Raw genomic sequence first — 12,418 nt, forward strand, 5'->3', positions numbered from 1 at the left:
GATAACCATGTCCGCGTTACGCGAAGTCACATCACAACCGACAGCCCCACTTCCTCAAGTGGAGGATAACGTTGCAGCGATGCCGTTACATACTGATGCCGGACGCTATTTGAAGCATGGCCTCTGGCTGGTACTTATCGGCTTTGGTGGCTTGCTACTCTGGGCAGGCATGGCACCGTTGGATAAAGGCGTCGCGGTATCCGGTCGGGTTGTCGTTGCGGATAACCGTAAAGTGGTGCAGCCCGTCAGTAGTGGACGCATCGCCTCACTCACCGTACGGGATGGCGATCGTGTGCAGGCTGGGCAAATCCTTGCCACGCTGGACCAAACGCCCGCTCAGGCACAGCGCGACAATCTCGTCACCCAGCTTCAGGAAGCGTTCGCGGGCGAAGCGCGCTTGCGGGCGGAACGCGACGATCTGAACACGATCGCCTTCCCTGCTCCCACTGAGCAACACAACACCGTCACGCAACAAATTCAGATTGCCCAGCAGCAGCTGTTCATCAGCCGTCGTGCAGCCCTTCAACAGGAACGCACAGCGATACAGGCCGCTATCATCGGGGCAAAAGCGCAGTCGCAAGGTTCACAGGCGCTGCTTGCCAGCAGCCAAACGCAATTTCAGATCGTCAGCGAACAGCTGCGCGGGCTGCGTCCGCTGGCACAGGAAGGCTATATCGCCCGTAATCGCCTGCTGGACGTCGAGCGGCAAGCCGCCCAACTGGCTGGTGCGATCGCGCAGGAACGGAATAATCAGGTACAGCTCCAGCAGCAGGTCGTCGAACTGGAGCAAAAGATCCAGCAACGCCAGAACGAATACCAGAAAGAGGTACGCACCCAACTCGCCGATACTCAACGTTCCATTCAAGATCTCACCCAGAGGCTGAAAACAGCGGAGTATGAACTTCAGCACACGCACATTCGCGCGCCCGCCAGCGGCACGGTGGTCGGGCTGGTGCTGCACACCGAAGGTGGCGTAGTGAATAGCGGACAGATGTTGATGGAAATCGTTCCCGCTGGACAACCGCTCTTGATTGACGCACAGCTGCCTATCGAGCTGGTGGACAGAGTCAGCAACGGGCTGCCGGTCGAGCTGCTATTTTCCGCTTTTAATCAAAGCACCACGCCGCGTATTTCCGGCGTGGTCGCACTCATCGGTGCCGACCAGTTAGTCGAGCAACAGACGGGAAAACCCTATTACGCCCTGCGTATACATGTCGATGAACAGGGTAAACAGCAGCTTGCCGGGCTGGATGTTCGCCCTGGTATGCCAGTGGAGGCTTTTATTCGTACCGGTGAGCGTTCCCTGCTCAACTATCTGTTCAAACCGCTTGCCGACCGCCTGCATCTGGCACTGACCGAGGAATAACCATGCTGCGCCTCTCATCTGTTTATCGCGCGGCGATCCGCTCCTGCTATTTCGCCCCTCTCTTTCTCATACTGAGCTACAGCGCGCCGAGTCAGGCTCTGGGGCTCATGGAAGCCTGGCAGCATGCGTTAACGCACGATCCCGCTTTCCTGGCTGCCGTACATGCGCGCAACGCCGACAGCGAAGAGAAGCATATCGGGCGTGCCGGACTGCTACCAAAAATCACCTATGACTACAGCCAGTCCCGTAACGATTCTACCGTTACGGCGGGAAACCAACAGTCAGAGCGGGATTACACTAGCCGCGCTTCCAGCTTTTCCGTGCAACAGCCGTTGATCGACTACGCCGCGTGGTCGCGCTATCAGCAAGGTGAAGCCAGCGCCGTGCTGGCAGACGAACAGCTGCGCGATGCCAGCCAGCAGCTGTTGGTACGCCTGTTTCAGGCCTACACCAACGTGCTGTTTAGCCGCGAACAGATTGCGCTGGTTCAGGCACAGCAGCGTGCCTATCGCGAACAATATCAACTGAATCAACGCCTCTTCCAGCAGGGAGAAGGCACCCGCACCGATATGCTGGAAACTGAGGCACGGGTCAACCTGACGGAAGCACAGCTCATCGAAGCGCAAGACAACCTGGATATCAGCCTGCGGGAACTGGAAACACTGCTGGGGATGCCCGTTGGCGTAGAGCAGCTTGCGGTATTAACCCCGCGCTTCACCGCGCTGCCACTTCAACCTTCGGGCTATCAGCACTGGCAATCGCTGGCGTTACGTCACAACGCTCAGCTACTGGCGCTGAATCAATCGCTCGCCGTGGCGAAATACAGCATTGAACGCAATCGGGCAGGCCACCTGCCGCAGGTCACGCTGGTCGCCAGCACCCGTAACACGCAATCAGATACTGAAAACAGTTATAACCAGAAATACGATACGCGTTCGATTGGCATCCGCGTTAGCGTACCGATTTTTGCGGGCGGCGGCGTCTCTGCCGCAACGCGTCAGGCAAAGGAGCGCTATCAGCAAACCGCGCGGGAAAAGGACGAACAGACGGCGACCATCCAGACGGAACTGCGTCGCCAGTTTAATTTGGTCACCAGCAGTCAGGCGAAAATCCGCGCCTATGAACTAGCGGAAAAATCAGCGCTGGCGTTGGTTACCGCGACCCAAAAGAGCGTTCAGGGTGGGGAGCGCGTGAATCTTGATGTGCTGAATGCTGAACAGCAGCTTTACGGCGCCCGGCGCAACCTGACCGAAGCACGCTATACCTGGCTGACGGCCTGGCTACAGCTGCGTTACTACGCAGGCACGCTGGATGAGCAGACATTACGCCAGTTAGCGACCTATTTCGTGCATACCTAGCGGCATAAAGGGTGCCGCTAGAAAGAATACAGGGTCGCTGACGTGCCGATATTCGGCCATATTCTTCTTTGAAATGAAAATAGTTTGCATCCATATATTCGATAAAACTTATAGAATTTTTATATTAATAACTAATCACACTATAAAGAACGTTCTCCTTCGCATCTAATGCAAACATAGCAGAAAATACGTTAGCTATATTCTTGAGGTGAATAGCGGTGACGTAGCCGCTATTTTTATTTTTCGATAATCCCGCCATGGTCTGGCGTTGACTTCATTACCAAAAAGGGATTCATTATGCCATTTTTAAAACTAATCATTTAAAAACAATGAAATATGATAAAATACCCCATTAGAGGTAGATTGATTGACATTAAAGTATGATTTTTTTGTGGTGTTCGTTAACGAAAATAAAAAATAAAACGACACAAACCACAACAAAATAAGAACATGAATTTAATTACTATTAAAAACACCCCACCAATCATTAACAACCGCGCCAACGAACGCTCATCACAATCATTAATAAATTAAAATTACACTTAAAAAACTAAAGAAACCAGAAAGACATGATTATTGCGAGCGAGATCTTTTATTTTCAGGAAATAGGACAAAGATAAAAATTAATAGATTTAGATCAAGAAAACAAATAACAACACGTCCATATAGTACCCGCAGTAAAAACTCACTTATTTTAATTCTAACTAATCAGTTCATCTTATAAAATACTGCAATGGGGCTACTATGGATTTCATCATTCAATTAGTCATTGTCCTTATCTGCCTTTTTTACGGGGCAAGAAAAGGCGGGATCGCGCTGGGTTTATTAGGCGGGGTCGGACTCGTTATTCTGGTCTTTATTTTTAAACTGCAACCGGGTAAACCGCCCGTTGACGTCATGCTGGTTATCATTGCCGTGGTGGCCGCATCGGCAACGCTTCAGGCATCGGGCGGGCTGGATGTGATGCTGCAACTCGCGGAGCGTATGCTGAGACGTAACCCGAAATACGTTTCGATTATCGCGCCGTTTGTCACCTGTATTCTGACGATCCTGTGCGGTACGGGCCACGTGGTGTATACCATTCTGCCAATTATTTATGATGTCGCCATCAAGAATAATATTCGTCCTGAAAGGCCAATGGCTGCCAGTTCAATCGGCGCACAGATGGGGATTATTGCCAGCCCGGTATCCGTTGCCGTCGTTTCACTGGTTGCCATGCTGGCTAATTTCACCTTCCAGGGTAAGCATCTGGGATTCCTCGACCTACTGTCTATTACCATCCCCTCTACCCTGTTGGGTATTCTGGCGATAGGGATTTTCAGCTGGTTCCGCGGGAAAGATCTCGACAAAGATGCCGATTTCCAGAAATTCATCGCCGACCCGGAAAACAAACAGTATGTGTATGGCGATACCGCCACGCTGCTGGACAGAAAACTGCCGCGCAGCAACTGGGTTGCCATGTGGATTTTTCTGGCAACTATTGGTGCAGTAGCAATTCTAGGGGCGGTTGAAGAGCTGCGTCCGGTTTTCGCTGGTAAGCCGCTGTCGATGGTGCTGGTCATTCAGATGTTTATGCTGCTCTCCGGCGCAATCATCATTATCGCCACTAAAACCAATCCGTCATCGATCTCGAAAAACGAAGTGTTCCGCTCAGGGATGATTGCCATCGTCGCGGTATATGGTATCGCCTGGATGGCAGAAACCATGTTCGGTGCACATCTGGAGCAGATCAAATCCACGCTTGGCTCGTTGGTGAAGGTCTATCCTTGGGCTTACGCCATTATCCTGCTGATCGTGTCCAAATTCGTTAACTCACAGGCAGCGGCATTGGCTGCGATTGTCCCTGTTGCGCTGGCTATCGGGGTTGACCCGGCGTATATCGTGGCGTCAGCACCAGCCTGCTACGGTTACTATATTCTGCCGACCTATCCAAGCGATCTGGCTGCTATCCAGTTTGACCGTTCTGGCACCACCAAAATCGGCCGTTTCGTTATCAACCACAGCTTCATTCTTCCTGGTTTGATCGGTGTGAGCACCTCTTGCGTCTTTGGCTGGGTGTTCGCCGCAATGTACGGCTTCCTGTAATTCCGTTCTCTACCCCTAAAAGCCGTCCAGCAATGGGCGGCTTTTCATCGCTTACTCTCCTCCCTCCGGCCATCAAAAAGATCGCGGTGAAACGCCGGGGAATGCAGCGCTAAATACTCTTCTGGTTATGCAGAATCTACCCATTCATAGCCAGAATTGTTCTTTTGCAGCGTTCGATATCACTGTTACAACTGATTGGTCTTTTCCTACAGAGATGAGAGATCGCGAACATGATTGCAATACAAGCGCCACAAACCTATCTGAATCGTGATGGCGTCATTCGTTCTGTCGGCGAATACGCCGCTCCCTATGCGAGCACAGTGTTGGTTATTACCAGCCCGCAGGCATGGAAAACAACGTCGGATGCCGTCGAGCACAGTCTCAATGAGCATGGCCTCCGGTATCAGGTTGAATTTTTGTCGGGTGATTGCACCAAACCCGCGGTAGAAGTGCTAACCACACAGGCGCGTGCCCTCGGCGCGGAACTGATTTTAGGTATTGGCGGCGGGCGCGTGCTGGATGCCGCGAAAGCCGTTGGCGACATACTGGGACAGATCCCCGTCATCGCCGTACCCACCATTGCCGCTACCTACGCCGCCTGGTCGCCGATCAGCGTGATTTACAGCGACAGTGGCGCACACAATGGCTCCTTTCCACTGACTCGGTTGCCAATATGGGTGCTGGTAGATAGCGAAATTATCGCCCATAGCCCCTCACGTTACCTCAAAGCTGGTATCGTGGATGCGCTGGCAACGTGGTACGAATTTCAGTCTTATTTACGTCACGGTGATGATGGGCTGGCGTTGGCGCTCAAAGCGCAGGCGGCACGACTGGCCGTGGAGACGTTTAACGCGTATGGCGAGCAGGCCATTGCAGATAATGAGCAAGGTGTGGTCACACCAGCACTACGCCGCGTGATCGACGCCGTTATCGCGCTGGCTGGCATCGCGAACAGCATGAAAGATGAGGTGCCGCGTATTGGCGTCGCGCATGCTATTCACAACAGCATGACGCATCTGCCGGAATTACATGACTGGCTACATGGGGAAAAAGTAGGTTTTGGGCTGGCTGCACAGGCTTTTCTGGAACACGATAACGCCGCTGACCGCGAAGAACTGTTTGCGCAACTGCGCCGCTATGGTAGCCCGATAACGCTAAGCGCCCTCGGTTTGAACGAACGCCCGCAGTTAGTTGAAAGCCTCGCGCAAAACGTAAAGATCGCGCCAAAAATTGCCGCACGTCTGCCTTTCGCAACGGATGCTGAACGTATTCAGCAGGCACTATGGCGCACACAAACGCTGGAAGAGAATACGATCAACAGCCATGCGGCATAGTGAGCATCAGCATGCATTCAACATGGAAACGGGCGCCTCGAATCATCGATGCGCCCGTTTCTCTTTTTCTTTCCTGAATTATCCCTGCTGAGCCGGCTGCGTACTTATGCCTTTAAGTTCACGCTCATAGGCCTGCGCTTTCTTTTCGTCGAACTGGTGTTCCCACTTGGCAATCACCAGCACCGCCAGCGCGTTTCCTACCACGTTCAGCGCAGTTCTCGCCATATCGAGAATGCGGTCAACACCCGCAATAAATGCCAGACCTTCCAGCGGAATGCCAACGCTACCCAGCGTGGCGAGCAGTACGACAAACGACACACCCGGTACACCAGCAATACCTTTGGAAGTTAGCATCAGCGTCAATACCAGCACGATTTCCTGCCCAATCGACAGGTCGATACCGTACAGCTGTGCGATGAAAATGGCTGCAATACTCTGGTACAGCGTCGAACCATCGAGGTTAAAGGAGTAGCCCGTCGGCACTACGAAGCTGGTTATCGATTTTGGCGCGCCATAGGCTTCCATTTTTTCGATGATACGTGGCAGCACGGTTTCAGAGCTGGCGGTGGAATAGGCGAGGATCAGCTCATCTTTCAAAATACGAATCAACACTGTGATACGCAGCTTACACAACCGTGCCACCGCACCGAGCACCACCAGCCCGAAGAAGAATATCGCCGCATAAACCAGCATGACCAGCTTAGCCAGTGGCCACAACGAAGCGAAACCGAAGTTGGCCACCGTGACGGAAATCAGCGCAAACACCCCAACCGGCGCGTAACGCATGATCATGTGCGTCACTTTAAACATCGTTTCCGATACACCACGAAAGACGTTCAGCAGTGGATCACGATGTTCTTTAGGCAACGAAGACAAGCCCAAACCAAATAGCACCGAAAAGAAGATGATCGGCAACATGTCACCGCGCGCCATCGCCGCGAAGATATTCGGCGGAATCAGCGACAGTATCGTGCCAACCAGACTATGTGAACCACTCTGCACCTGTTCCGTTGTCTTTTGATACTGCGAGATATCAACGGCAGTCAGCGTCGACATATCAATGCCATGACCCGGTTGGAAGATGTTAGCCAGCGTGATGCCCAGAATAATCGCCACTGTCGTGATGATTTCAAAATAGAGGATAGTTTTGAAGCCGATGCGCCCAAGTTTTTTGGCATCCCCTACGCCTGCAATCCCGACGATCAGGGTTGCGATAACAATGGGGACAACAATCATTTTAATCAGGCGGATAAAGATATCGCCCGCAGGGCTGAGAATATTGCTGATGAGCCACTGGCGACTTTCCTGCTGTTCATGCAGCACGGCACCGAGTGCAATACCAAGAACCAACGCAATAAGGATTTGCCAGGCAAGGCTGATTTTTTGTGTTTTCATCGTCATTTTCCGTTTTAAACTCCCCGCCATCACAAACATGGCGCTAGCGCGACTCCGGCGCAATACGAACCGAAAAAATCAACGTGGAGGTGATTGACTAGTAAGAATATCTGATTGGTTGCTATCGTTATTTTTCTACTGCGACACAAAAATCGTTAACATAATTATTCAATAAAAATGCACAACTATTTGTATCACTTAACAAAAACAAACATATAAGTTATTGTTATGATAGGAATGCTACTATTCCACCACGATCATATCAAGCAGATTATCGTCACGATAAACCATATTTATGCTGAATCGAGAACAGAAAAAGGCGGGTGTCGCGTGGCAAGAAATAGCGACGATGCAGAAAGAAAAACGTCCGCCCAGCCAGAAAAAATGCTGGCTGGGCATCAGGTTAGGAAACGGTGTCGCAACTCAGATTTGGTAGTCAATCACCGCTTCATCGTTATCCGAGAAGACCTTGTCCTTAATGTCATCCAGCGACAGCTCTGTATTACACAGCTGAATAAATTTCCAGGCATAGTTACGCTGTAACTGACCTTTTTTTAACCCCAGCCAGACCGTATTCGCTTCAAACAAATGCTCGGCATTTAACCGTACCAAGCCTTTGTCACGCACGGCATCGTATGACATATCGGCCAGAATCCCGACGCCAAGTCCCAGCTCAACATAGGTTTTAATCACATCCGAATCCTGCGCACTCAGCGTAATATCCGGTGACATCCCCACCGCCTGAAATGCACGATCCAAGCGCGAACGCCCCGTAATCCCCTGACGATAGGTAATCAGTGGTTCCGCATTGAGCATTTCCAGCGTAATAACCGGCTCCTGTGTCAGCGGATGGTGCTCTGGCACAATCACCGAGTGGTGCCAGCGGTAGTAGGAGAACGCCGCCAGTGAAGGATCGTTAATCAATTGTTCGCTGGCAATGCCGATATCGGCTTCGCCGGAATGGAGCATCGCCACGATTTCATCCGGCGTGCCCTGGTTCAGCACCAGACGCACCTGTGGATACAAAGAGCGGAAGGCTTTAATCACCGGCGGCAGGCTGTAACGCGCCTGCGTATGCGTGGTCGCGATCACCAGTTGCCCGGTGTCGTTATTGGTGAAGACATTCGCCAACCGACGAATGTTGCTAGCGTCATTCAGAATGCGCTCCGCCACCACCAGTAGCTCTTTCCCCGGTTCAGTCATCCCTAACAGGCGCTTACCGCGACGGATAAAAATTTCAATCCCCAGCTCTTCTTCCAGCTCGCGGATATGGCGACTCACGCCGGATTGAGAGGTAAACAGCGTATTCGCTACCTCGGTCAGGTTGTAGTTGCACCGTGCTGATTCACGAATAATCTTCAGTTGCTGAAAGTTCACCTTTCACTCCCTTGTTCTTTATTACAGATAGCAACATTGATCCAAGGAATGAGAGGCAGAACAAATAAGCAAATGGAGTTGATTATATTTTTTTATACTAACGGTATGTCTGCCGATATAGATTATCTAACAAGGAATAGACATAAATAGTAAAATCAAAATGTTAGATAAAATCAGTTTTATATCTCACACTGCGCCAATCAACCATTTCGCTATGATTTATACTTTTCTGATCTATTTATCCCGGTGCTTTTATTCCCTTTTTCCAGTATTTCTGCTCAGGCTAAATAGGACGCACGACTTCAAGCTGACGTGTTATCACTGCTATGATGACGGGCAGAATCAGAGACAAGGTGGCAGCATGCAGGGCGTACCAGAACACTTTACCGATGAAAGAGACTATGCCCAGTTTCGGCACTTGCCGACGCTGCCCGGCATAGAGCTTTATCACGCGCATATCTGCCGCTATGCCTTTGAGCCACACACGCATGAGGCGTTTGGCATCGGTACCATCGACGACGGTGCAGAGCGATTCCGTTACCGCGGTGCCAAACATATTGCGCCTGTCGATTCGTTAGTCTTGATGAACCCCGATGAACTGCATACGGGGGAGTCCGCCACGGAAGACGGCTGGCGCTATCGCATGATCTACATTCCGCCCGATGTGCTGGAGAGCATCTCCGGCGAGAAAGGCTGGTGGTTTACCGACGTCGTGCGTCACGATCCGGCGACCGCACGTCAACTGGCAATGACGCTGGCTGCGCTGTGGCAGACGACAGACCCATTAGCAAGCGAAAGCCTGCTGCTGTCGCTGATTGCGCTTTTCCGCCCCCATGCGCGTATTGCACAACGTCAAATTGTTGAACCGTTCCATCGCTTTGACATAGTGAAAGCCTACCTGCGAGAGAATTTCGCCCACACCATTACCTTAAAAGAGTTAGCGGCACTGGTTTCCCTCAGCCCGTACCACTTCCTGCGCCAGTTCAAAGCTCAGTTTCACGTGACGCCGCACCAGATGCTGATGGCAATTCGGCTGTATGAGGCCAAGCAGATGCTGACACGCGGTATGGCGGCCTCCCATGTCGCCGTCGCCGTTGGACTGGCCGATCAGGCGCATCTGACCCACACTTTTGCTCAGCGCTATGGCGTCACACCTATTCGCTATCAAAAGCAGGTTTATCCGATTCAACGCTAGCCCCCTTCTGATAATAAACAGCAATATCCTACAATAATTCGTCGCCGACTCTCCCTAGACTGGCGCGATGAAATATTATGAACAAACAGGTTTATTATGCTGATTGGTGTTTTATTTGCGCTTGCCGCCGGGCTAATGTGGGGACTGATTTTCGTTGGCCCCTTGATCGTACCGGACTACTCTGCTGCCTTGCAGTCCACTGGGCGCTATCTGGCTTTTGGGCTGATTGCCCTGCCGCTAGCCTGGCTCGATCGCCGTCGCCTACGCAAGCTAACCCGCAGCGATTGGTTGGAAGCCACAAAGCTCACGGTTATTGGCAACCTGCTGTACTACTTTCTGCTTGCCAGCGCGATCCAACGCACGGGGGCACCAATATCGACGATGATTATTGGCACGCTGCCCGTCGTGATTTCCGTCACCGCGAATGTCCTGTACAGCAAACATGACGGTCGCGTGGCTTGGCGTCGGTTGCTACCCTCGCTGCTGCTGATTGCTTCCGGGCTTGTCTGCGTGAACATTGCGGAGCTAAAGGGAACTGAGATCGCCTTCGATTTCTGGCGTTACGCCAGCGGTATTGCAATGGCGTTTTGCGCCGTCATTTGCTGGACCTGGTATCCGCTGCGTAACGCCCGCTGGTTGCGCGACCACAAAAACCATACGCCGCTTACCTGGGCCACCGCACAAGGTCTGGTCACGCTACCGCTGGCGCTGTTGGGTTATATTCTGGTGTGTGGTCATCTGGCGCTGACGGATGAGTCGTTTACGCAGCCGTTCGGCCCACGGCCTGAGGTTTTCATTTCACTCATGCTGGCCATTGGGCTGTTGTGTTCATGGATCGGCACGCTATTTTGGAACGAGGCGAGCCAACGTCTGCCGACGGTGTTGGTCGGACCGTTGATTGTATTTGAAACGCTGGCGGGGCTGGCCTATGCCTTTATGATTCGGCAATCCTTGCCGCCGCTGTTGACGCTCTGCGGCATCGCCTGCCTGATTATCGGTGTAATCTACGCCATGCGAGTGAAACCAGAACCTGTCGTGGTAGAAGTCACGGTTCCGGTTTCACGGACAGAGTGATCGGTCAGTGAAGAAATAAGGCAAGTCGTCCGTTATGTCCGGCTTGCCAGCTTCTGAAACAGTTCGGTCAGTTGCGCTTCATCTCTTGCGCCCTGATGCTGATCGGTCACCTTACCGTTGGCATCAATGATAAATGAGGTCGGCGTACCGCTGACCTGATAGCGCTCTTTGGTAATACCCAACTGATCGCGTACCACCGGATACGTCACGTTATGGTGCGTCAGCATCGAGGTGATATCTACGCCGTCAGGATCGGTGTTCACTGCCACAACAACCACTTTATCACCGAACTCCTTGCTCAGCTTTTCCAGCGCCCCCATTTCAATCATGCAACCGCCACAGCCCGACGACCAGAAATTCAGATAGACACTTTTCCCCTGCCAGCGCGACAGATCCACCTGCTGCCCCGCGAGATCGTAGGCTGCCAACGCAGGTGCCTGTGCCCCGACGCTAACCTGTTCTTCCTTGCAGCCGCTCAGCGCCACTGCCCCCAGCAGACAGAGTGCGGTAATTCCGTTACACCATTTCATGATGATTCACCTCTTCACCGAAATACTTACCGTGTTGCAGGCGGATAATGCGGTCAGCAAACCGCCCCAATTCAGGATTGTGCGTCACCATCACGATGGTGCGCCCCTGCCGATGCAGATCTTTCAGCAGATCCAGCACCCGTCGTTCATTCTCTTCGTCCAGATTTCCCGTCGGTTCATCGGCAAAAATCACCGGAGGTTCATTCACCAGCGCGCGGGCGATGCAGACGCGCTGCTGCTCCCCCCCGGAAAGCTGGCTCGGTAAGTGATCAACGCGATGCGCCAGCCCAACCTGCTCAAGTACGCGCTGCGCCGCGGCTTCATCCACCACGCTGTGGTAATGCTGCGCCAGCATCACATTCTCCAACGCGGTCAAAAACGGGATCAGGTGGAACTGCTGGAATACCAGCCCAATTTTATCGGCACGGAACTGTCGCCGCCCTTCCTCGTCCAGCCCAGCAGCATCAATGCCATCCAACAGCACCTGCCCTTCGCTTACCGTATCCAGACAGGTGAGAATGTTCATCAACGTGGTTTTACCGGAACCAGACGCGCCCATGATCGCAACAAATTCGCCGCGTGCGATGCGGATATTAATATCCTCCAGCGCGGTAACCTGACCAAAGCGTTTATAGAGCTGGCGAGTTTCAATCACCGCCTCCGCTGCCTGCATCTTTTCCTGCACGTTTACTTCTACAGACATC

Annotated in this window: 10 protein-coding genes; 6 read left to right on the forward strand and 4 right to left on the reverse strand. The window is 52.4% G+C overall.

Annotated elements, in window-relative coordinates; translation table 11 throughout:
- Nucleotides 1-7 precede the first annotated feature (7 nt).
- The 4 genes from A6301_RS07375 to A6301_RS07390 all read left to right on the forward strand — a co-directional run bounded on the left by A6301_RS07375 (nucleotide 8) and on the right by A6301_RS07390 (nucleotide 6,143).
- On the forward strand, nucleotides 8-1,366 hold the full coding sequence (locus A6301_RS07375) for an HlyD family type I secretion periplasmic adaptor subunit (RefSeq protein ID WP_234257457.1): 1,359 nt from the start codon (nucleotides 8-10) through the stop codon (nucleotides 1,364-1,366).
- 2 nt (nucleotides 1,367-1,368) lie between these two features.
- Nucleotides 1,369-2,724 (forward strand): TolC family outer membrane protein, encoded by a 1,356-nt coding sequence (locus A6301_RS07380; RefSeq protein WP_107170302.1) that lies wholly within the window; start codon nucleotides 1,369-1,371, stop codon nucleotides 2,722-2,724.
- Nucleotides 2,725-3,468: 744 nt separating this feature from the next.
- Nucleotides 3,469-4,809, forward strand: a complete 1,341-nt coding sequence (locus A6301_RS07385) for an anaerobic C4-dicarboxylate transporter (protein WP_107170303.1) — start codon at nucleotides 3,469-3,471, stop codon at nucleotides 4,807-4,809.
- Between the two features lie 230 nt (nucleotides 4,810-5,039).
- Nucleotides 5,040-6,143 carry an iron-containing alcohol dehydrogenase family protein gene (locus A6301_RS07390; protein ID WP_234257458.1) on the forward strand — a complete coding sequence of 368 codons (1,104 nt, stop codon included), beginning with the start codon at nucleotides 5,040-5,042 and terminating at the stop codon, nucleotides 6,141-6,143.
- Nucleotides 6,144-6,221: 78 nt separating this feature from the next.
- Here A6301_RS07390 and gltP read toward each other — a convergent pair whose 3' ends face one another.
- Both gltP and cbl read right to left on the reverse strand, forming a co-directional pair.
- Nucleotides 6,222-7,538, reverse strand: a complete 1,317-nt coding sequence (gene gltP, locus A6301_RS07395) for a glutamate/aspartate:proton symporter GltP (protein ID WP_107170305.1) — start codon at nucleotides 7,536-7,538, stop codon at nucleotides 6,222-6,224.
- A 423-nt stretch (nucleotides 7,539-7,961) separates the two neighbouring features.
- Nucleotides 7,962-8,915, reverse strand: a complete 954-nt coding sequence (gene cbl / locus A6301_RS07400) for an HTH-type transcriptional regulator Cbl (protein ID WP_107170306.1) — start codon at nucleotides 8,913-8,915, stop codon at nucleotides 7,962-7,964.
- A 361-nt stretch (nucleotides 8,916-9,276) separates the two neighbouring features.
- Here cbl and A6301_RS07405 point away from each other — a divergent pair, with 361 nt between their 5' ends.
- Together A6301_RS07405 and A6301_RS07410 are read left to right on the forward strand one after the other, a co-directional pair.
- On the forward strand, nucleotides 9,277-10,110 hold the full coding sequence (locus tag A6301_RS07405; RefSeq protein WP_234257459.1) for an AraC family transcriptional regulator: 834 nt from the start codon (nucleotides 9,277-9,279) through the stop codon (nucleotides 10,108-10,110).
- Between the two features lie 96 nt (nucleotides 10,111-10,206).
- Nucleotides 10,207-11,184: a DMT family transporter gene (locus A6301_RS07410; protein ID WP_205541839.1), complete on the forward strand. Its 978-nt coding sequence runs from the start codon at nucleotides 10,207-10,209 to the stop codon at nucleotides 11,182-11,184.
- Nucleotides 11,185-11,216: 32 nt separating this feature from the next.
- On the opposite strand, the gene A6301_RS07415 is transcribed toward A6301_RS07410, so the two are convergent.
- Nucleotides 11,217-11,714, reverse strand: coding sequence for a TlpA disulfide reductase family protein (locus A6301_RS07415; RefSeq protein ID WP_234257460.1), 498 nt, complete (start codon nucleotides 11,712-11,714; stop codon nucleotides 11,217-11,219).
- Nucleotides 11,701-12,417 (reverse strand): ABC transporter ATP-binding protein, encoded by a 717-nt coding sequence (locus A6301_RS07420; RefSeq protein WP_234257461.1) that lies wholly within the window; start codon nucleotides 12,415-12,417, stop codon nucleotides 11,701-11,703. The genes A6301_RS07415 and A6301_RS07420 overlap by 14 nt, the downstream gene beginning before the upstream one ends.
- Between the last annotated feature and the right edge of the window lies 1 nt (nucleotide 12,418).

Source organism: Pectobacterium sp. IFB5596 (genome assembly GCF_021432585.1).
Taxonomy (GTDB): domain Bacteria; phylum Pseudomonadota; class Gammaproteobacteria; order Enterobacterales; family Enterobacteriaceae; genus Pectobacterium; species Pectobacterium punjabense.